The sequence below is a fragment of the Streptococcus mitis genome (assembly GCF_047464965.1).
Taxonomy (GTDB): domain Bacteria; phylum Bacillota; class Bacilli; order Lactobacillales; family Streptococcaceae; genus Streptococcus; species Streptococcus mitis_DU.
Window position 1 is genome coordinate 62,151 of sequence record NZ_JASHAT010000009.1, and the last position, 20,328, is coordinate 82,478.

19 protein-coding genes are annotated in these 20,328 nt (G+C 41.3%); 15 read left to right on the top strand and 4 right to left on the bottom strand.

Annotation, left to right across the window (positions count from 1 at the left end):
* The first annotated feature begins 2 nt into the window (after nucleotides 1-2).
* Both QM408_RS07195 and deoD read left to right on the top strand, forming a co-directional pair.
* A complete protein-coding gene (locus QM408_RS07195; RefSeq protein WP_261150520.1) occupies nucleotides 3-1,286 on the top strand; it encodes a chloride channel protein in 1,284 nt (427 codons plus the stop codon).
* Between the two features lie 406 nt (nucleotides 1,287-1,692).
* The gene (gene deoD, locus QM408_RS07200; RefSeq protein WP_261042618.1) at nucleotides 1,693-2,403 is read left to right on the top strand and encodes a purine-nucleoside phosphorylase; all 711 of its coding nucleotides are present in this window, start codon (nucleotides 1,693-1,695) and stop codon (nucleotides 2,401-2,403) included.
* 91 nt (nucleotides 2,404-2,494) lie between these two features.
* Here deoD and QM408_RS07205 read toward each other — a convergent pair whose 3' ends face one another.
* The 3 genes from QM408_RS07205 to coaA all read right to left on the bottom strand — a co-directional run bounded on the left by QM408_RS07205 (nucleotide 2,495) and on the right by coaA (nucleotide 4,283).
* A complete protein-coding gene (locus tag QM408_RS07205; protein ID WP_203213320.1) occupies nucleotides 2,495-3,007 on the bottom strand; it encodes a DNA topology modulation protein in 513 nt (170 codons plus the stop codon).
* A 51-nt stretch (nucleotides 3,008-3,058) separates the two neighbouring features.
* The gene (gene rpsT, locus QM408_RS07210; protein WP_001274000.1) at nucleotides 3,059-3,295 is read right to left on the bottom strand and encodes a 30S ribosomal protein S20; all 237 of its coding nucleotides are present in this window, start codon (nucleotides 3,293-3,295) and stop codon (nucleotides 3,059-3,061) included.
* 67 nt (nucleotides 3,296-3,362) lie between these two features.
* On the bottom strand, nucleotides 3,363-4,283 hold the full coding sequence (gene coaA, locus QM408_RS07215; RefSeq protein ID WP_020902939.1) for a type I pantothenate kinase: 921 nt from the start codon (nucleotides 4,281-4,283) through the stop codon (nucleotides 3,363-3,365).
* A 199-nt stretch (nucleotides 4,284-4,482) separates the two neighbouring features.
* Between coaA and QM408_RS07220 the strand changes: the two genes are divergently transcribed.
* The 9 genes from QM408_RS07220 to QM408_RS07260 all read left to right on the top strand — a co-directional run bounded on the left by QM408_RS07220 (nucleotide 4,483) and on the right by QM408_RS07260 (nucleotide 12,846).
* The gene (locus QM408_RS07220) at nucleotides 4,483-4,887 is read left to right on the top strand and encodes a hypothetical protein (RefSeq protein WP_261038571.1); all 405 of its coding nucleotides are present in this window, start codon (nucleotides 4,483-4,485) and stop codon (nucleotides 4,885-4,887) included.
* A gap of 205 nt (nucleotides 4,888-5,092) precedes the next feature.
* Entirely contained in the window at nucleotides 5,093-5,683 is a 591-nt protein-coding gene (locus tag QM408_RS07225) for a class I SAM-dependent methyltransferase (RefSeq protein WP_004258798.1), read from the top strand.
* Complete coding sequence (locus QM408_RS07230) at nucleotides 5,680-6,957, top strand: pyrimidine-nucleoside phosphorylase (protein ID WP_414374088.1); 1,278 nt, start codon at nucleotides 5,680-5,682, stop codon at nucleotides 6,955-6,957. Before QM408_RS07225 ends, QM408_RS07230 begins: the two co-directional genes overlap by 4 nt.
* A gap of 19 nt (nucleotides 6,958-6,976) precedes the next feature.
* Entirely contained in the window at nucleotides 6,977-7,639 is a 663-nt protein-coding gene (gene deoC, locus QM408_RS07235) for a deoxyribose-phosphate aldolase (RefSeq protein ID WP_049515711.1), read from the top strand.
* Nucleotides 7,626-8,015 (top strand): cytidine deaminase, encoded by a 390-nt coding sequence (locus QM408_RS07240; RefSeq protein WP_049501758.1) that lies wholly within the window; start codon nucleotides 7,626-7,628, stop codon nucleotides 8,013-8,015. The genes deoC and QM408_RS07240 overlap by 14 nt, the downstream gene beginning before the upstream one ends.
* Before the next feature lie 89 nt (nucleotides 8,016-8,104).
* The gene (locus tag QM408_RS07245) at nucleotides 8,105-9,157 is read left to right on the top strand and encodes a BMP family lipoprotein (RefSeq protein ID WP_020900231.1); all 1,053 of its coding nucleotides are present in this window, start codon (nucleotides 8,105-8,107) and stop codon (nucleotides 9,155-9,157) included.
* A gap of 143 nt (nucleotides 9,158-9,300) precedes the next feature.
* Nucleotides 9,301-10,836, top strand: a complete 1,536-nt coding sequence (locus tag QM408_RS07250) for an ABC transporter ATP-binding protein (protein WP_414301455.1) — start codon at nucleotides 9,301-9,303, stop codon at nucleotides 10,834-10,836.
* A complete protein-coding gene (locus QM408_RS07255) occupies nucleotides 10,829-11,887 on the top strand; it encodes an ABC transporter permease (protein ID WP_033683459.1) in 1,059 nt (352 codons plus the stop codon). The genes QM408_RS07250 and QM408_RS07255 overlap by 8 nt, the downstream gene beginning before the upstream one ends.
* Before the next feature lie 2 nt (nucleotides 11,888-11,889).
* A complete protein-coding gene (locus QM408_RS07260) occupies nucleotides 11,890-12,846 on the top strand; it encodes an ABC transporter permease (protein ID WP_000029124.1) in 957 nt (318 codons plus the stop codon).
* A gap of 37 nt (nucleotides 12,847-12,883) precedes the next feature.
* On the opposite strand, the gene plsY is transcribed toward QM408_RS07260, so the two are convergent.
* Entirely contained in the window at nucleotides 12,884-13,525 is a 642-nt protein-coding gene (gene plsY / locus QM408_RS07265; protein ID WP_020902935.1) for a glycerol-3-phosphate 1-O-acyltransferase PlsY, read from the bottom strand.
* 135 nt (nucleotides 13,526-13,660) lie between these two features.
* Here plsY and parE point away from each other — a divergent pair, with 135 nt between their 5' ends.
* From parE to QM408_RS07285, 4 genes are all read left to right on the top strand, one after another.
* Nucleotides 13,661-15,604 (top strand): DNA topoisomerase IV subunit B, encoded by a 1,944-nt coding sequence (gene parE, locus QM408_RS07270; RefSeq protein ID WP_172926269.1) that lies wholly within the window; start codon nucleotides 13,661-13,663, stop codon nucleotides 15,602-15,604.
* A 27-nt stretch (nucleotides 15,605-15,631) separates the two neighbouring features.
* Complete coding sequence (locus QM408_RS07275) at nucleotides 15,632-16,453, top strand: aminoglycoside 6-adenylyltransferase (protein ID WP_414374092.1); 822 nt, start codon at nucleotides 15,632-15,634, stop codon at nucleotides 16,451-16,453.
* Between the two features lie 234 nt (nucleotides 16,454-16,687).
* Nucleotides 16,688-19,159 carry a DNA topoisomerase IV subunit A gene (parC, locus tag QM408_RS07280; protein ID WP_414374094.1) on the top strand — a complete coding sequence of 824 codons (2,472 nt, stop codon included), beginning with the start codon at nucleotides 16,688-16,690 and terminating at the stop codon, nucleotides 19,157-19,159.
* Nucleotides 19,160-19,293: 134 nt separating this feature from the next.
* The gene (locus QM408_RS07285; protein ID WP_414374095.1) at nucleotides 19,294-20,316 is read left to right on the top strand and encodes a branched-chain amino acid aminotransferase; all 1,023 of its coding nucleotides are present in this window, start codon (nucleotides 19,294-19,296) and stop codon (nucleotides 20,314-20,316) included.
* Nucleotides 20,317-20,328 lie beyond the last annotated feature (12 nt).

Consider the following 20,328-nt stretch of genomic DNA (forward strand, 5'->3'; position numbering starts at 1 on the left):
TCATGTTAATAGAATTGAGGAGTATTTTTCGAAAAATCCCTTATAATTTTAGATTTTTCCTAGCAGTAATTCTGCAAGGAATAGTTTCGGGTTTATCTGGTATTTTTCTCCATTATCTATTAGAGATGGTGGAGGAGCTAGCTTTTGGTCAGTCAGAGCATCATAGTGGATTTTTGACAGATGGAGTTTCCTCTTCACGGATAGGACTAAGTTTAATGATGGTGGGTCTTGGCTCATCCTTGGTCTGGTATTTCTTGCAAAAAGGGTCGAAGATTTATTCCATCAAAGCTCAGATGAAGGATGAGACTTCACAATACAAGCTTCATTTTCTAAAACAGCTATTTCATTCAATTTGGCAGATCATTGCAGTTGGAGGGGGAGCGCCTATTGGCAAAGAAGCTGCGCCACGAGAGATTGGAACTCTATTTGCAGGACCAATTGGAAAAATATGTTCTCTCTCTAAGAAGGATCGCATCTTTCTCCTTGCTTGTGGTGCTGGTGCTGGTTTAGCGGCTGTTTATCAGGTTCCATTAACAAGTGTCTTCTTTGTTTTTGAAACCTTAGGAATTGATCTATCTATTAAACGATTTGTCTTAGTCGGTTTGACTACCTATGTCTCAACCTATATAGCAGGCTGGGTTATTTCAGATCAGGCTCTCTACCAGATTCCAGCCATCACATGGTCATTAAAGCAAATATGGATTATTCCCTTATTACTTCTTTTCTTAACCCCACTAGCTTGGCTTTTTGGTCGCTTAAGTAAGGCAGCGTCTTCAAACAGAATAAAAGATAAACGAATACTTCTAACATTGCCCTCAGCTTTTCTTTTTCTTATTGGATTAGCAAGTTATTTTCCACATCTACTTGGAAATGGACGTATGATGGCTCAGGAAGTATTGAATGGTAGCAATGGCAAAACAGTACTCCTTTTGTTTATATTAAAAGCATTAGTTGTTCTTATTACTCTGTGGGCAGGGGCCTATGGTGGTACACTTACGCCATCTTTTGCCTTGGGGATGGCTGGAGCTGCTCTCTTTGGAATGATTCTAGGTGGGGGTAGCCAGCCAAGCATTTTGCTTTTGGGATCTGTTTGCTTTTTGTCTGTGACCTTGAGGGCTCCCTGGTCTGCAACTGGATTAGTTATAGGTTTCACTGGGCTAGGTATAGATTCTCTTCCGTATCTCTTAGTGACAGCTGTTTTAGCCTATGAATTTGCAAAAATGTTAGACCACTTTCCTTGTGCTAGCATACTGTGTCAGAAGTCAAATAATAAAGTAATTAGGTAGGAAATGCCCATTTCTTCTAACTAAAAAGATTAAAAAATAGTCTCAATTTATTAATAATTGTTTTAAATAAAAATGAAGTAGGCTTATTGGAGTCTTGATTGAATCCGATTTTTCCTAGCTATAAAATATAAAAGTATATAATAGAAATATATAAAAAAGAAAGGTAGAGTGAGGTGTTCTAATTTGAACACGAGCGGAAAACTTTTCTAAAAACTCAGAAGAGAAGGGGAGTTCGGATTTGAATAAAAGCCGCTCTAATCTTCTCAATATCATCAAAATTAAGAAAGAAAGGAATTGAACCCACCCTAAAAGCAGTGGGGAAAAGATAGTTGGCCTAGCGAGCATCGCTCACTGCACCCAACTCCTATTTTCCCTTTGCTTTTTGACGGGTTTGGTATCTTATATTATGTCTATCCATATTGCTGCTCAGCAGGGTGAAATTGCTGATAAAATTCTTCTTCCTGGGGATCCTCTTCGTGCTAAGTTTATTGCGGAGAATTTCCTTGAAGATGCTGTTTGTTTTAACGAAGTGCGTAACATGTTTGGTTATACTGGTACTTACAAGGGTCACCGTGTCTCTGTCATGGGAACTGGGATGGGAATGCCATCGATTTCGATTTACGCGCGTGAGTTGATTGTTGACTACGGTGTGAAAAAATTGATCCGTGTGGGAACAGCAGGTTCTTTGAATGAAGATGTTCACGTTCGTGAATTGGTTTTGGCGCAGGCAGCTGCAACCAACTCTAACATCATCCGCAATGACTGGCCACAGTACGATTTCCCACAAATCGCTAGCTTTGATTTGCTGGACAAGGCCTACCATATCGCCAAAGAACTCGGTATGACCACCCACGTTGGGAACGTTTTGTCTTCTGATGTCTTTTATTCAAACTACTTTGAAAAGAACATCGAACTTGGTAAATGGGGAGTCAAGGCTGTGGAAATGGAAGCAGCAGCTCTCTACTATTTGGCAGCCCAACACCATGTTGACGTGCTTGCTATCATGACTATTTCTGATAGTTTGGTCAATCCAGATGAAGATACAACTGCAGAAGAACGCCAAAATACCTTCACCGATATGATGAAGGTTGGATTAGAAACCTTGATTGCAGAATAAAAGGGAACACAAAAGGAAGATTTTCTGAATGAAAATCTTCCTTTTTTAGTCATTCACTACATACTGACCTTAATGAATGTTACTCTATTGTCTATTTTTTAAGAGATTGCAAGAAATAATCAATTTCTGCTTGAGAATGGAGAATATGCATCTTTTCAGGGTAGGTACCACTTAATTTTTGGTATCTTTCCTTAGCATTATTTGTTCGGCCATCCCAGAGAATCCATCGAATAAACTCCCAATTAAATTGTTCTTGACAACCAGCTGCCATACTTTCCCTGACCTTGCCTCGGTATGTGAGGTAACGTTTAAAGGCTCGAAAGAGACAGGTCCATGGTGAAAAGTTGAGAAAGATGATTTGGTCAGCTTCCTGCATTCTTTCTTTGTAATAACACCAAGAATAATTACCATCGATAACCCAAGATTCATGCTTGGTGAGAAAGTTTTTCATCTCGGTCAACATCCATTCGCGGTCACTGTCTTGCCAACCAGGTTGAAATTGGAGTGTATCCATGTGAAGTTTTGGGATGGAGTAGTAGAGAGATAACTTTTCAGCTAGCGTTGACTTACCAGCACCAGAATATCCGATAATTGCGATTTTCATTTTCTACCTTTTCCTATTTGAGGACAAAAAAACAGCCTCTATGGACTGTTCTTATTTAGCAAGTTTAGCTGAAAGACGAGCTTTGTCGCGACTTGCTTTGTTTTTGTGAATCAAACCTTTAGTTTCTGCTTTATCGATAGCTGAGCTAGCAGCACGGAAAAGTTCTTCAGATGGGTTTGCTTCGAAAGCTTTGATAGCAGTACGCATAGCTGATTTTTGAGCTGAGTTCTTTTCGTTTTGTTTAACGTTCAATTCAGCACGTTTGATAGCTGATTTAATGTTTGCCAATGTTCTTACCTCCATATTTACTAACTATACCATTATATCTGAAAACTTACGTTTTGACAAGGGAAAATTATTTTTTTAAGTAAATTTCATCGATTTCATGGTTCTTTGTTTTATGAAGAATCACTTCCGCACGATTTCTGGTCGGTTCAATATAATTTTGTAGATTTGTGAGATTGATACTGGTCCAGACCTGATGGGCAAAGGATTCCACTTCCCCAATCGGCATTTGTGTAAAACGATAATAGTAGCTATCAGGGTCGTTTTGGGCTAGGCTCAGCATTTTCAAGAAACGGTCTAGATACCAACTCTCGATGTCATCGACTGCAGCATCAACATAGATGGAAAAGTCAAAGAAGTCAGTAATGTAGAGACGCTCATTTTGTGGATTTTGAAAGACATTTATTCCCTCAACAATGACAAAATCAGCAGCTTTGACGCTCTGCTTTTCCTCAGGTACGATGTCGTAGACTTCATGAGAATAGACAGGAATATCTACATCTTGTCCATTTTTGATGTGATCCAGGAAGTTGAGAAGAGCTTCCATATCATAGCTTTCAGGAAATCCCTTACGATTTAGAATCCCTTGCTCAATCAAGGTCTGGTTGGGATAGAGAAAGCCATCGGTTGTTACCAACTCAACCCTAGCATCTGTAAGTGTACGGGACAGTAGGATTTGTAGTAGGCGGCTAGTTGTGGATTTTCCAACGGCAACACTCCCAGAAACTCCAATGATAAAAGGTTGGGATTTACTTTCACGTTGGAGGAAGATTCCTTTGGAAAAGGCTAAATCATCCTTGGTACGCTTGTAAATCTGGATGAGATGGGCTAGGGGGAGATAGACATCGGTAACATCCTGTAGACTAATCTGGTCATTAAAACTCTTGATAGATTCTAATTCCTCTTCTGTCAAAGGAGGTGTTGTCTTTCGATGTAAAGATTGCCAAGTCTGGCGGCTGATTTTTTCAAAATGTAAAAATTCGTTGGTCATTTGTTTTCCCCTAGATATTTTGTTTATCATACCATAAAAAGCTAAAAAAATAAAGCGGTTTCTTGATGATAGTAAACCAATATCGTATAATAGAAGTAGATAGGGTTGAACAATTTATTGATGAAGTAGGAACTACTTTCTGCTGATTTATAAGCTAATAAAGGGGGCTTTTTAGTTCACAACTTATAGGAGGTGTACTATGAAAATCTTAAAACGTTACATATTGGAACTCTGTTTTATTTTAAGTTTTGCCTTACCTTTTATAAAAGGGGCGAATGCGGATAATGGTAGACGCTTTGTGGAAATCTATTACGGTTTTACTTTTTTGATGGAACATGCTATTGTAACAGCTGTATTTATCTGTTCGCTCTTAATTGCTTGCCTACTAAAAAAACGGTGGACGAAATGGCTTGCTGCTGGTAGTTATTTCTTTTTAGTTCTATGGATTGCTACAGAGGGTTATTTCTTCCGCATGTCGCTAGAAGATTTAATCCGACTTTGGACAAGTTTGGAAATCCTGACAAAAACGTATCAGTTGGGCTTTTATCTAAACATCCTGTTGGGAATTTTGTTGATAATTAAGTATCTGAAGGTTAAGCAATAGTCATAAAAATGAGCCTAATTATAGATGATAAATTTGTTGTTTTATCCTGATTATGATATTTCTAGTTCTAAATGGCTTATTATTTATAAGTGTTGAAAGAGATTGAAGAAAATGTCTTCTTGGCTAGCTTTCTTCAGTCTTTTTTGTTTTATGATCAATTTGTAAACGATTTACAATTTAAGTCAAATTATGGTAAAATAGTTTCATGAGTAAAATGTATTATGCAGAAAATCCTGATGCTGCTCACGACATTCATGAGTTAAGAGTGGACTTGTTGGGAGAAAAAATGACCTTTTTGACGGATGCGGGTGTTTTTAGCAAGAAAATGGTTGACTTTGGAAGTCAACTCTTGCTTAAGTGTCTTGAGGTCAATCAAGGAGAAACTGTCCTTGATGTAGGCTGTGGTTACGGGCCTTTGGGGTTGTCCTTAGCTAAGGCTTATGGAGTTCAGGCGACCATGGTCGATATTAATAATCGTGCCTTGGATTTGGCGCGACAAAATGCTGAACGAAATAAAGTAGAAGCGACGATTTTCCAGTCCAACATCTATGAACAAGTTGAAGGCACATTTGACCATGTCATTTCAAATCCTCCTATCCGTGCGGGCAAGCAAGTGGTTCATGAAATCATTGAGAAAAGTAAAGATTTCTTGGAAACTGGTGGAGATTTAACAATCGTTATCCAGAAAAAACAAGGGGCTCCAAGCGCCAAGTCAAAGATGGAGGAAGTGTTTGGCAATTGTGAAATCGTCAAAAAAGATAAGGGATATTATATCCTTAGAAGTGTGAAAGAATGAGAGCAGTTGATTTAATCCAAAAAAAACGAGATGGTCAAGAACTGACTTCGAGTGAAATTGAATGGCTAGTTGAAGGCTATGTGTCAGGAACTGTCCCTGATTATCAGATGTCTGCCTTTGCTATGGCTGTTTATTTCAAAGGAATGACGACTCGAGAAATATCTGATTTGACCATGAAAATGGTTCAGACAGGGCAAGAGTTTGATTTATCAGCTATTGATGGGGTTAAGGTTGACAAGCATTCTACGGGTGGTGTTGGTGACAAGGTGACCTTGATTTTAGCTCCTTTAGTAGCGAGTTTTGGAGTTCCAGTCGCGAAAATTAGTGGTCGTGGTCTCGGCCATACGGGTGGAACGATTGATAAATTAGAATCAATCAAGGGCTATCAAGTAGAACGTAGTCAAGAGGATTTCATTCATCAAGTTCAGGATATTGGTGTATCTGTCATTGGGCAATCAGACCAGCTGGTCAAAGCGGATAAGCTTCTCTATGCCCTTCGTGATGTGACCGCAACTGTTGACACGATTCCTTTGATTGCGAGTTCGGTGATGAGCAAGAAAATTGCGGCAGGTGCGGATGCTATTTTGCTAGACGTGACTGTCGGTGAGGGTGCCTTCATGAAGACGGTTGATGAGGCGCGTGAATTGGCTCAAACCATGGTGGAACTTGGTAAGGCAGTTGGTAGAAAAACGGTAGCAGTCATTACGGATATGAGTCAGCCCTTGGGACGAGCTATTGGAAATCGTCTGGAGATCCTTGAAGCATTGGAGATTTTACAAGGACAAGGCCGTCAGGATATTACCCACTTCATCTGTGAATTGGCTCAAATTATGCTTGGTCTAGCAAATGTAAATAAAACAGTTGAAGAAGTTCGTCAACATCTTGAAAATGGTCAAGCACTGGCTAAGTTTGAGGAAATGATCCAAGCCCAAGGTGGAGACTTGGAAGACCTCTATCGTCCTGTAAATGTAGGCCATGTGGTGGACATCCCTGCTCAGGAAACGGGTGTCATTTCAGCTCTTCCAGCCATGGAATTTGGGCTTTATGCTATGAGACTGGGGGCAGGCCGTGCAGTCAAGTCTGATGCCTTGGACTATGAAACAGGAATTGTTTTTGAAAAGAAAGTTGGAGATTCCGTTCAAAAGGGAGAAATTGTTGCAAAAGTATACACAAATGGAAAAATTTCTCCTCAGCTAGTTACAGATTTTCAAAAATATGTTAAAATAAATGATAGTGTGCAAAGTTTACGAGAAATCATAGAAATAATCTCATAAACTGCAGGAGAATCCGAATATGAAATTAAATAAATATATCGATCATACACTTTTGAAACAAGATGCGACAGAAAATCAAATTGATTGTTTGTTGTCTGAAGCTAGAGAGTATGATTTTGCCAGTGTTTGCGTTAATCCGACCTGGGTTGAACATGCTAAAAAAGGGCTTGAAGGTACAGATGTCAAGGTCTGCACAGTAGTAGGTTTCCCTTTGGGAGCAACAACTTCAACTGTGAAAGCTTTTGAAACAAAAGAAGCTATCCAAAATGGTGCAGATGAGATTGATATGGTGATTAATGTTGGAGCTCTCAAATCAGGTAATCTTGATTTGGTTGAGTTAGATATTCGCGCAGTAGTGGAAGCAAGTGGTGACAAGTTAGTGAAAGTCATTATTGAAGCTTGTCTTCTTACAGACCAAGAAAAAGTTGTGGCTTGCCAATTAGCCCAAAAAGCGGGAGCTGACTTCGTTAAAACTTCAACTGGCTTTTCAACTGGTGGTGCGACGGTAGCAGATGTTACATTAATGCGTGAAACAGTTGGACCTGATATGGGAGTCAAGGCTGCTGGCGGAGCTCGTTCTTATGAGGATGCTCTTGCCTTTGTGGAAGCAGGTGCGACTCGTATCGGAACGTCAGCTGGGGTAGCTATTTTAAAAGGAGAATTGGCTGATGGCGACTACTGAGTTGATTGAACTAGCAATTGAAACCAGCAAGAATGCCTATGTACCTTATTCTCATTTTCCTGTCGGAGCTGTTTTAGTAGCGAAAGATGGTAGTATTTATACAGGTGTCAATATCGAGAATGCTAGTTATTCTTTGACTAACTGTGGAGAACGTACAGCGATTTTTAAAGCAGTTTCCGAAGGCCAAAGAGAGTTTTCCGAATTGATTGTCTATGGAGAGACTGAAAAACCAATTTCACCATGTGGCGCTTGTCGCCAAGTGATGGCTGAATTTTTTGAACAAGATCTAAAAGTGACCTTAGTCGCAAAAGATAAATCGACGGTCGAGATGACGGTCGGGGAGTTACTTCCATACTCTTTTACAGACTTAAACTAGTCTGAGTCGCTCTCTGAGTGGCACGGTCCTTGTGGCCAACCAATCCATACTTGCAACATCGTTGCACATCTTATTTAGGAGGTTCAGTAATGAACAAGAAACAATGGCTAGGCCTTGGTCTAGTTGCAGTGGCAGCAGTTGGACTTGCTGCATGTGGTAACCGCTCTTCTCGTAACGCAGCTTCATCTTCTGATGTGAAGACAAAAGCAGCAATCGTCACTGATACTGGTGGTGTTGATGACAAATCATTCAACCAATCAGCTTGGGAAGGTTTGCAAGACTGGGGTAAAGAACATAATCTTTCAAAAGATAAAGGTTTCACTTACTTCCAATCAACAAGTGAAGCTGACTATGCTAACAACTTGCAACAAGCGGCTGGAAGTTACAACCTAATCTTCGGTGTTGGTTTTGCCCTTCACAATGCGGTTGAAGAAGCAGCAAAAGACCACTCTGATTTGAACTATGTCTTGATTGATGATGTGATTAAAGATCAAAAGAATGTTGCTAGCGTAACGTTTGCTGATAACGAAGCTGCTTACCTTGCGGGTGTTGCAGCAGCTAAAACAACTAAAACAAAACAAGTTGGTTTTGTAGGTGGTATTGAGTCTGAAGTTATCTCACGTTTTGCAGCTGGATTTAAAGCTGGTGTTGAGTCAGTAGATCCATCTATCAAAGTACAAGTTGACTATGCTGGTTCATTTGGTGATGCTGCTAAAGGTAAAACAATTGCAGCAGCACAATATGCAGCTGGTGCAGACGTTGTTTACCAAGCGGCAGGTGGAACAGGTGCGGGTGTCTTTGCAGAAGCAAAATCACTCAACGAAAGCCGTCCTGAAAATGAAAAAGTTTGGGTTATCGGTGTTGACCGTGACCAAGTAGGAGAAGGTAAATACACTTCTAAAGATGGCAAAGAATCAAACTTTGTTCTTGTATCTACTTTGAAACAAGTTGGTACAACTGTAAAAGATATTGCGAACAAGGCAGAAAAAGGTGAATTCCCTGGCGGTCAAGTGATCGTTTACTCATTGAAAGATAAAGGGGTTGACTTGGCAGTGACAAACCTTTCAGAAGAAGGTAAAAAAGCTGTTGAAGATGCTAAAGCTAAAATCCTTGATGGAAGCGTAAAAGTTCCTGAAAAATAATGGATGGAAGTCATTTCTTAGGAAGCGGCCCTCGGCCGCTTTTTTAAGAGTTGAGACAAAGTCATTTTGTCTCAGTAAAGCTTGTTACTAGATAAACTAGCAAGTTTTATTGAAATAAAATAAGACTCTGAAAGGAAGAGCACATGGCACAAGAAAATGTCATTGAGATGCGTGATATTACCAAGGTGTTTGGTGAATTTGTTGCCAACGACAAAATCAACCTGCACCTACGAAAAGGTGAAATTCATGCACTTTTAGGAGAAAATGGGGCTGGAAAATCCACGCTAATGAACATGTTAGCAGGGCTTCTTGAACCAACCAGTGGTGAAATTGTGGTCAACGGTCAAGTTGTCAACCTCGACTCACCATCTAAAGCAGCTAGCTTGGGAATCGGAATGGTTCACCAGCACTTTATGTTGGTAGAAGCCTTCACAGTGGCTGAAAACATCATTTTAGGTAGTGAATTAACTAAAAATGGTGTGCTAGATATCGCTGGAGCTAGCAAAGAAATCAAGGCTCTTTCTGAACGTTATGGCTTAGCTGTTGACCCTTCTGCCAAGGTAGCAGATATCTCAGTTGGAGCCCAACAACGTGTAGAAATTTTAAAAACCCTTTATCGGGGGGCTGATATCCTTATCTTTGATGAACCAACGGCCGTTTTGACTCCATCAGAAATTGATGAGTTGATGGCTATTTTGAAAAATCTTGTCAAAGAAGGAAAATCAATTATCTTGATCACCCACAAGTTAGACGAGATTCGCGCAGTTTCTGACCGCGTTACAGTTATCCGTCGTGGGAAATCAATTGAAACTGTCGAAATTGCAGGGGCTACCAATGCTGATTTGGCAGAAATGATGGTGGGACGTTCCGTTTCCTTTAAAACAGAGAAACAAGCCTCTCAACCAAAAGAAGTGGTCTTGTCTATTAAAGACTTGGTGGTCAATGAAAACCGCGGTGTTCCAGCTGTTAAAAATCTGTCCTTGGATGTTCGTGCTGGAGAGATTGTTGGTATTGCGGGGATTGATGGAAATGGTCAGTCTGAACTCATTCAAGCCATTACAGGTCTTCGCAAGGTTGAATCTGGTAGCATTGAGCTAAAAGGAGATTCAATTGTAGGCTTGCACCCACGACAAATTACAGAGTTGAGTGTTGGGCACGTTCCAGAAGACCGTCACCGTGATGGCTTGATTTTGGAAATGATGATTTCTGAAAATATTGCACTTCAAACCTACTACAAAGAACCACATAGTAAAAATGGAATTTTGAACTATTCAAATATTACTTCTTATGCTAAAAAGTTAATGGAAGAATTTGATGTTCGTGCTGCAAGTGAATTTGTTCCTGCAGCTGCACTCTCAGGAGGAAATCAACAAAAAGCAATTATTGCTCGTGAAATTGATCGAGATCCTGATCTCCTTATCGTCAGCCAACCAACTCGTGGTTTGGATGTCGGTGCCATTGAATATATCCACAAACGCTTGATTGAAGAGCGTGATAACGGGAAGGCTGTCCTTGTTGTCAGCTTTGAATTGGATGAGATTTTAAACGTCTCAGACCGTATTGCCGTTATCCACGATGGTAAGATTCAAGGTATTGTATCACCAGAAACAACCAATAAACAAGAACTAGGTGTCTTGATGGCTGGTGGAAACTTGGGAAAGGAGAAGAGTGATGTCTAAAAAATTACAACAAATTTCGGTTCCCTTGATTTCTGTCTTCCTAGGAATTTTACTTGGAGCCATTGTCATGTGGATCTTTGGTTATGATGCTATTTGGGGCTACGAAGAATTGTTCTATACAGCCTTTGGCAGTCTGCGTGGAATTGGAGAAATCTTCCGTGCTATGGGTCCTCTGGTCTTGATTGGTCTTGGTTTTGCCGTTGCCAGTCGTGCTGGTTTCTTTAACGTCGGGCTTCCTGGTCAGGCTTTAGCAGGTTGGATTCTCAGTGGTTGGTTTGCCTTGTCGCATCCAGATATGCCACGTCCTTTGATGATTCTAGCAACTATCGTGATTGCCTTGATTGCTGGTGGAATTGTCGGTGCCATTCCAGGTATCCTTAGAGCCTATCTAGGGACATCAGAGGTTATCGTAACCATCATGATGAACTACATTGTCTTGTATGTAGGAAATGCCTTTATTCATGCCTTTCCTAAAGACTTCATGCAAAGTACAGATTCGACCATTCGTGTTGGAGCTAATGCAACCTACCAGACACCTTGGTTAGCTGAGTTGACTGGTAACTCGCGGATGAATATCGGTATTTTCTTTGCTCTCATTGCCGTTGCAGTCATTTGGTTCATGCTCAAGAAAACAACCCTTGGTTTTGAAATCCGTGCGGTTGGTCTTAATCCACATGCTTCAGAATATGCTGGTATTTCTGCAAAACGAACGATTATCCTCTCAATGATTATTTCAGGTGCCTTGGCTGGTCTTGGAGGAGCTGTTGAAGGTCTGGGAACCTTCCAGAACGTCTATGTTCAAGGTGCGTCATTAGCTGTCGGATTTAATGGAATGGCGGTTAGTCTGCTTGCGGCCAACTCACCAATTGGTATTCTCTTTGCAGCCTTCCTATTTGGTGTTCTCCAAGTTGGAGCTCCTGGTATGAATGCGGCGCAGGTACCATCTGAGCTTGTCAGCATTGTAACAGCGTCTATTATCTTCTTTGTCAGTGTTCATTACCTTATCGAACGCTTTGTCAAACCGAAAAAACAAGTTAAAGGAGGTAAGTAAAGATGTCTATTACAACCTTGCTCACCCTCTTGGTGTCTTCTATGCTGATTTACTCAGCGCCCCTCATCTTTACAAGTATTGGTGGTGTTTTCTCTGAACGTGGTGGTGTCGTAAACGTCGGCCTTGAAGGAATTATGGTAATGGGTGCCTTTTCTGGAGTTGTCTTTAACCTTGAATTTGCAGAACAATTTGGAGCAGCAACTCCATGGCTATCCTTGCTTGTAGCAGGATTGGTTGGAGGCCTCTTCTCTATCATCCACGCAGCAGCGACGGTTCATTTCCGTGCAGACCATGTTGTCAGCGGTACGGTATTGAACTTGATGGCGCCTGCCTTGGCTGTTTTCTTGGTTAAAGTTCTTTATAACAAAGGACAAACCGACAACCTAAGTCAGACTTTTGGACGCTTTGATTTCCCAGTTTTGGCAAATATCCCAGTTATTGGTGATATCTTCTTCAAGTCAACTAGTTTACTTGGTTATCTGGCCATTGCCTTCTCATTCCTTGCTTGGTTTATCCTCTTCAAGACTCGATTTGGTCTTCGCCTTCGCTCTGTCGGTGAACACCCTCAAGCAGCGGATACCTTGGGAATCAATGTCTACAAGATGAGATATTTAGGGGTTATTATTTCAGGTTTCCTAGGTGGAATTGGCGGAGCGATTTATGCTCAATCCATCTCAGTTAACTTCTCAGTGACAACTATTGTTGGACCTGGATTTATCGCTCTTGCTGCGATGATTTTCGGAAAATGGAATCCAATCGGAGCCATGCTTTCTAGTCTTTTCTTTGGACTTTCACAAAGTTTGGCTGTTATCGGATCTCAATTGCCATTCCTACAAGGAGTGCCTGCGGTTTATCTTCAAATCGCACCTTATGTTTTGACAATTCTTGTCTTGGCAGCCTTCTTTGGAAAAGCAGTCGCACCAAAAGCAGATGGTATCAACTATATCAAATCAAAATAAGCATACAAAAAACGTCAGTTCAGAATGAACTGGCGTTTTATTTTTTAGGATGTTGATTGGTTAGGTTCAATCCCCAAGGGACTAAATTTTCAGTCTTGTTTTTGATACGAGCGACATTATCCTTATGACGAATGATAATCAAACTAGCAAGTGCTAGGATAATAGCAATGAAGAGAGGGTCATAGTGACTCAAGATAAAACCAAAAAGTGGAAAGAGTAAAACTCCAATGACAGCCGCGATAGATGCTGTGACACTAGATAGTGAAATCATACTACCAAGATAGAGGGTTCCAAAGAAAACAACTGCAAGGTAGAGACAGAAGACAGGTGCAAATCCGAAAACGACTCCAGCACTGGTTGCGACAGCCTTACCTCCCTTAAATCCTGCAAAGATAGGGAAGGTATGACCAATAACAGCCAAAAGTCCAAAGATGAGAGGCGAAACGCCTTGAAGATGAAAAATAATTGGAAGAAGCGTTGCTAGAGTTCCTTTGAAAAAGTCAATCACAAAGGTCGTCATACCAGCTTTCTTACCTAAAATGCGGAAAGTATTGGTTGTTCCAGTATTTCCAGAACCGTGTTCACGCAGATTTGTCTGAAAGAATACTTGTCCAATCCAGAGACCAGACGGAATCGAACCCAGCAGATAGGCTAGGATTAATAAAACTATTGTAATCATACTCCTATTATATCATGAAATGGAGAAGAAAGGCAGAGAATCTCTTCTGAAATTGTCACACCGGAGAAAGAAAAATTTTGCAAAATCCTTGGAAAACCTGTAGAATAGTAAAGATGAACGAATAGGAGGTTCCTTGTGTCAAAAAAGGAAATCAATATTAACAATTATAATGATGATGCCATTCAGGTGCTAGAAGGGTTGGATGCGGTCCGAAAACGTCCAGGGATGTATATCGGATCGACCGATGGCGCTGGGCTCCACCACCTAGTCTGGGAAATCGTCGATAATGCTGTCGATGAAGCCTTGTCTGGATTTGGTGACCGTATTGATGTGACCATTAATAAAGACGGCAGTTTAACGGTTCAAGACCACGGACGTGGGATGCCGACTGGAATGCACGCGATGGGAATCCCAACAGTTGAGGTTATCTTTACCATTCTTCACGCCGGAGGGAAATTCGGTCAGGGTGGCTACAAGACATCTGGTGGTCTCCACGGGGTGGGTTCTTCCGTTGTTAACGCTCTTTCAAGTTGGCTAGAAGTTGAAATCACTCGCGATGGTGCAATTTACAAGCAACGTTTTGAAAATGGTGGAAAACCTGTCACGACTCTGAAGAAAATCGGTACAGCGCCCAAGTCTAAGACAGGTACCAAGGTTACGTTTATGCCTGATGCGACGATCTTCTCTACGACAGATTTCAAGTACAATACCATTTCAGAGCGTCTTAATGAATCAGCCTTTCTCTTGAAAAATGTGACCTTGTCTTTGACGGACGAGCGAACAGATGAAGCGATCGAGTTTCACTATGAAAATGGGGTGCAGGACTTTGTTTCTTATCTTAACGAAGACAAGGAGACCTTAACGCCAGTTCTTTACTTTGAAGGAGAAGACAATGGTTTCCAAGTGGAAGTGGCTCTCCAGTACAATGATGGATTTTCAGATAACATTCTATCTTTTGTCAATAACGTTCGTACCAAGGATGGTGGAACGCATGAGACAGGACTCAAGTCCGCTATTACCAAGGTTATGAACGACTACGCGCGTAAGACGGGGCTTCTCAAGGAAAAAGATAAAAACCTTGAAGGGTCAGACTATCGTGAGGGGCTAGCGGCTGTCCTCTCTATTCTAGTCCCTGAAGAACATTTGCAGTTTGAAGGCCAGACCAAGGACAAACTTGGAAGCCCACTAGCTCGTCCGGTTGTAGATGGAATTGTGGCTGATAAGTTGACTTTCTTCCTCATGGAAAATGGGGAACTAGCCTCTAATCTTATTCGCAAGGCTATCAAGGCGCGTGATGCCCGTGAAGCAGCACGTAAAGCGCGTGATGAAAGCCGAAATGGTAAGAAAAATAAGAAAGATAAGGGCTTGTTGTCGGGTAAATTAACGCCAGCCCAGTCTAAGAATCCTGCTAAGAATGAACTCTATCTAGTTGAGGGGGACTCTGCCGGCGGTTCTGCCAAGCAAGGTCGTGACCGCAAGTTCCAGGCTATCTTGCCTCTACGTGGTAAAGTTATCAATACAGCCAAGGCTAAGATGGCAGATATCCTCAAAAACGAAGAAATCAACACCATGATTTATACCATCGGTGCAGGTGTTGGAGCAGACTTCTCTATTGAAGATGCCAACTATGACAAAATCATTATCATGACCGATGCGGATACAGACGGTGCCCATATTCAAACACTTCTCTTAACCTTTTTCTACCGTTATATGCGTCCGCTAGTTGAGGCGGGACATGTCTATATTGCCCTTCCGCCTCTTTACAAGATGTCCAAAGGAAAAGGCAAGAAAGAAGAAGTGGCCTATGCTTGGACGGATGGAGAACTAGAAGAACTTCGCAAACAGTTCGGTAAAGGTGCAACACTCCAACGCTACAAGGGGCTTGGAGAGATGAATGCGGACCAGCTCTGGGAAACAACTATGAATCCAGAAACCCGTACCCTCATCCGTGTCACCATTGAAGATCTGGCTCGCGCCGAACGCCGCGTCAATGTCCTCATGGGAGACAAGGTCGAACCACGCCGTAAGTGGATTGAGGATAATGTCAAATTTACGCTGGAAGAAGCGACAGTGTTTTAAGTCACTTTTTAATGAATGGGTATCGAAATGAGAACTGAAACAGAAATGCTAGATCTGATTTTACAGATTGCCAAAACTTTACAAGTCAAAGCTATCGCTATGTCTGGTTCACGGACAAACCCAAAGGCCCCAAAAGATGAATTTCAAGACTATGACGTGGTCTATGTCGTGGACGATTTAGATAATCTGACGAGTGACCTTTCTTGGCTGGACCTGTTTGGGAAGCGCATTATTGAGCAAGAAGTTGGTTTTGGTCATCGCCGTCTATTTCTCATGCTCTTTGAAGATGGTAACCGCATTGATTTGACTCTTTGCCCTAAAGAATACATTCAAGAATGGGTGGACAGTGAAGCAGGATTTACTATTTTAGAAGATACAGAAAATTTATTTGAAGCCTATTTCCCAAATCTAGAGCGTCACTGGATAACCCCAGCTACTGAAACGGATTTTAAAAATTCCTGCAATGAATTTTGGTGGGTATCAGCCTACGTGGTTAAGGGGATTTATCGCAAACAAGTCATCTATACGACGGACCATCTCTATGGCATTTGTCAACAAGAATTCTTGAAAATCTTAGCTTGGCAGGTTGCAAGTGATAGGAGAGTGGTCGACATAGGCAAGAATTATAAGTATCTTTTTAACTATTTACCTACTGAGAAAGAGAAAGAATTCTCAAGTATACTTGATTTTTCAAATAGTAACAAAATCACTCAGTCTTTGTTTGCTACCATGAAATTTTTCCACCAAGAAGCTCAATCCCTAGCTAACAAGATGGGCTTTGACTATGATAGGGAAGTGGCTGAGAAGATGATTGAGTATGCTGAGGAAAGACTTCAAAACACTATGTAAATAAAGAACCTAAATTATAACATTAAACTACAGATAGGATAACTAGGTTACTTATAGTAACTGAAAATAGGACTAATCCTTTCTATATCTTTTTACCATTACACATACTCTACATTCTTTGAAAGGAGTTGAACACGCCCTAAATACTGTGTGAAAAAGATAAATTCTCTTGCGAGCATTGCTCACTGCAAGAATTTCCTATTTTCACTTTGCATTTTACGGGCTTAGTATCATATGTCTAACATTCAAAATATGTCCCTGGAGGACATCATGGGAGAGCGCTTTGGTCGCTACTCCAAGTACATTATTCAAGACAGGGCTTTGCCAGATATTCGTGATGGGTTGAAGCCGGTTCAGCGTCGCATTCTTTATTCGATGAATAAGGATGGCAATACCTTTGACAAGAGCTACCGTAAATCGGCCAAGTCTGTCGGTAACATCATGGGGAATTTCCACCCACACGGTGATAGTTCTATCTATGATGCCATGGTTCGTATGTCGCAGGACTGGAAAAATCGTGAGATTCTAGTTGAAATGCACGGTAATAACGGATCTATGGACGGTGATCCGCCTGCTGCAATGCGTTATACCGAGGCACGTTTATCTGAGATTGCAGGTTACCTTCTTCAAGATATCGAGAAAAAGACCGTTCCTTTTGCTTGGAACTTTGACGATACTGAAAAAGAGCCGACAGTTTTGCCAGCAGCTTTTCCAAACCTTTTGGTTAATGGTTCGACTGGAATTTCGGCTGGATATGCCACAGATATTCCACCCCATAATTTGTCTGAGGTCATTGATGCTACAGTTTACATGATTGACCATCCAACTGCCAAGGTAGACAAACTAATGGAATTCTTGCCTGGACCAGACTTCCCGACTGGAGGGATTATCCAGGGTCGTGATGAAATCAAGAAGGCCTATGAAACTGGGAAAGGGCGCGTGGTTGTTCGTTCCAAGACTGAGATTGAAAAGCTAAAAGGTGGTAAGGAACAAATCGTTGTCACTGAGATTCCTTATGAAATCAACAAGGCCAATCTAGTCAAGAAGATTGATGATGTTCGTGTCAATAATAAGGTGGCAGGTATTGCTGAGGTGCGCGATGAGTCTGACCGTGATGGTCTTCGTATCGCTATCGAACTTAAGAAAGACGCCAATACCGAGCTTGTTCTTAACTATCTATTTAAGTACACTGACCTACAAATCAACTACAACTTTAACATGGTGGCGATTGATAATTTCACTCCTCGTCAGGTTGGGATTGTCCCAATTTTGTCTAGCTACATCGCCCACCGTCGTGAAGTCATTTTGGCGCGTTCACGCTTTGACAAGGAAAAGGCTGAGAAGCGTCTCCATATCGTCGAAGGTTTGATTCGTGTAATTTCGATTTTGGACGAAGTCATTGCCCTTATCCGTGCTTCTGAGAATAAGGCTGACGCCAAGGAAAACCTCAAGGTCAGCTATGATTTTACGGAAGAACAGGCTGAGGCTATCGTAACCTTGCAACTGTATCGCTTGACCAATACAGACGTGGTTGTCTTGCAGGAAGAAGAAGCAGAACTTCGTGAAAAGATTGCCATGCTTGCGGCTATTATCGGTGATGAACGAACTATGTACAATCTCATGAAGAAAGAACTTCGTGAGGTTAAGAAGAAGTTTGCGACTCCGCGTTTGAGTTCGTTAGAAGACACTGCGAAAGTAATTGAGATTGATACAGCTAGTCTGATTGCTGAGGAAGATACCTATGTCAGCGTAACCAAGGCAGGTTACATCAAGCGTACCAGCCCACGTTCCTTTGCTGCTTCAACTATAGATGAAATTGGTAAGCGTGATGATGACCGTTTGATCTTTGTTCAATCTGCTAAGACAACCCAGCATCTCTTGATGTTCACAAGTCTTGGAAATGTCATCTACAGACCAATCCATGAATTAGCAGATATTCGCTGGAAGGATATCGGAGAGCATCTGAGCCAGACCATTACAAATTTTGAAACCAACGAAGAAATCCTTTATGTGGAAGTAGTAGATCAGTTTGATGATGCCACAACCTATTTTGCTGCGACTCGTTTCGGTCAAATCAAGCGAGTAGAACGCAAAGAATTCTCTCCATGGCGGACCTATAAATCTAAGTCTGTCAAGTATGCTAAACTCAAAGACGAGACAGACCAGATTGTGGCAGTGGCTCCGATTAAACTAGATGATGTTCTCTTGGTTAGTCAAAATGGTTATGCCCTTCGTTTCAATATCGAAGAGGTTCCGGTTGTCGGTGCCAAGGCTGCGGGTGTCAAGGCTATGAATTTGAAAGAAGATGATATCCTCCAATCTGCCTTTATCTGCAATACCTCATCCTTCTACCTCTTGACCCAACGTGGAAGTTTGAAACGTGTTTCCGTTGAGGAAATTCCAGTAACTAGCCGTGCCAAACGAGGACTACAAGTCTTGCGTGAGCTAAAAAATAAACCGCATCGTGTCTTCTTAGCAGGAGCAGTTGCAGAACAAGGCTTCGTTGGTAATCTCTTCAGTACAGAAGTGGAAGAGAACGACCAAACGCTGCTTGTCCAATCGAACAAAGGAACAATCTATGAAAGTCGACTACAAGACTTGAATCTGTCAGAACGCACAAGTAATGGTAGCTTCATCTCTGACACGATTTCGGATGAAGAAGTTTTTGACGCTTATCTTAAAGAAGTATTTACTGAAGCCAAATAAGTGAAATGAAGAATCAGTTCTAAGAGCTGGTTCTTTTTATTGAAGAAATTTTCTGAAAATTACAAAATATACTTGCTATTTTAGAAAAATAGTGTAGAATAAAAGAAATAGGTTTTTAGAATAAGGAGTGGAATATGACAGTAACGATTGATTGGGAAAATCTCGGTTTTTCCTATATGAAATTACCTTATCGCTATATTGCTCATTTTAAAAATGGACAATGGGATCAAGGAGAGCTTACAGAGGATGCAAACTTGCATATTTCAGAGTCTTCTCCAAGTCTTCACTATGGTCAACAAGCATTTGAAGGTTTGAAAGCTTATCGTACTAAGGATGGTAGTGTTCAACTGTTCCGTCCTGATGAAAATGCTAAACGCCTGCAACGGACATGTGACCGTCTCTTGATGCCACAAGTTCCAACAGAAATGTTTGTAGACGCTTGTAAGGCAGTTGTTCGTGCGAATGAAGAATATGTACCTCCATATGGAACAGGTGGAACCTTATATCTTCGCCCTCTTTTGATTGGTGTCGGAGATATTATTGGGGTTAAACCGGCAGAAGAGTACATTTTCACCATCTTTGCTATGCCAGTTGGAAATTACTTTAAGGGTGGATTGGTTCCAACCAACTTCTTGATTCAGGATGAATACGACCGTGCGGCTCCAAATGGTACAGGTGCGGCTAAGGTTGGTGGAAACTATGCTGCAAGTCTCTTGCCAGGAAAATTGGCCAAGTCACGCCATTTCTCAGATGTTATCTATCTAGACCCATCAACTCATACAAAGATTGAAGAAGTCGGATCAGCTAACTTCTTTGGAATTACAGCTGATAATGAATTTGTAACACCATTGAGTCCATCTATCTTGCCATCTATTACCAAGTACTCTTTGCTTTATTTGGCAGAACACCGCTTGGGCTTGACTCCTATTGAGGGAGATGTCCCAATTGATAACCTTGACCGTTTTGTAGAGGCAGGTGCCTGTGGTACAGCAGCGGTTATTTCTCCAATTGGTGGAATTCAGCACGGTGATGATTTCCATGTATTCTATAGTGAAACAGAAGTAGGTCCTGTGACTCGTAAACTCTATGATGAATTGACAGGAATTCAGTTTGGCGATATTGCAGCGCCAGAAGGTTGGATTGTAAAAGTAGATTAAAATAAACTAAAG

Bases quoted from the DNA above. Each gene is read 5' to 3' on its own strand.
- QM408_RS07195 (WP_261150520.1), top strand. From the start codon at position 3: ATGTTAATAGAATTGAGGAGTATTTTTCGAAAAATCCCTTATAATTTT.
- deoD (WP_261042618.1), top strand. From the start codon at position 1,693: ATGTCTATCCATATTGCTGCTCAGCAGGGTGAAATTGCTGATAAAATT.
- QM408_RS07205 (WP_203213320.1), bottom strand. From the start codon at position 3,007: ATGAAAATCGCAATTATCGGATATTCTGGTGCTGGTAAGTCAACGCTA.
- coaA (WP_020902939.1), bottom strand. From the start codon at position 4,283: ATGACCAACGAATTTTTACATTTTGAAAAAATCAGCCGCCAGACTTGG.
- QM408_RS07220 (WP_261038571.1), top strand. From the start codon at position 4,483: ATGAAAATCTTAAAACGTTACATATTGGAACTCTGTTTTATTTTAAGT.
- QM408_RS07225 (WP_004258798.1), top strand. From the start codon at position 5,093: ATGAGTAAAATGTATTATGCAGAAAATCCTGATGCTGCTCACGACATT.
- QM408_RS07230 (WP_414374088.1), top strand. From the start codon at position 5,680: ATGAGAGCAGTTGATTTAATCCAAAAAAAACGAGATGGTCAAGAACTG.
- deoC (WP_049515711.1), top strand. From the start codon at position 6,977: ATGAAATTAAATAAATATATCGATCATACACTTTTGAAACAAGATGCG.
- QM408_RS07240 (WP_049501758.1), top strand. From the start codon at position 7,626: ATGGCGACTACTGAGTTGATTGAACTAGCAATTGAAACCAGCAAGAAT.
- QM408_RS07245 (WP_020900231.1), top strand. From the start codon at position 8,105: ATGAACAAGAAACAATGGCTAGGCCTTGGTCTAGTTGCAGTGGCAGCA.
- QM408_RS07250 (WP_414301455.1), top strand. From the start codon at position 9,301: ATGGCACAAGAAAATGTCATTGAGATGCGTGATATTACCAAGGTGTTT.
- QM408_RS07255 (WP_033683459.1), top strand. From the start codon at position 10,829: ATGTCTAAAAAATTACAACAAATTTCGGTTCCCTTGATTTCTGTCTTC.
- QM408_RS07260 (WP_000029124.1), top strand. From the start codon at position 11,890: ATGTCTATTACAACCTTGCTCACCCTCTTGGTGTCTTCTATGCTGATT.
- plsY (WP_020902935.1), bottom strand. From the start codon at position 13,525: ATGATTACAATAGTTTTATTAATCCTAGCCTATCTGCTGGGTTCGATT.
- QM408_RS07275 (WP_414374092.1), top strand. From the start codon at position 15,632: ATGAGAACTGAAACAGAAATGCTAGATCTGATTTTACAGATTGCCAAA.
- parC (WP_414374094.1), top strand. From the start codon at position 16,688: ATGTCTAACATTCAAAATATGTCCCTGGAGGACATCATGGGAGAGCGC.
- QM408_RS07285 (WP_414374095.1), top strand. From the start codon at position 19,294: ATGACAGTAACGATTGATTGGGAAAATCTCGGTTTTTCCTATATGAAA.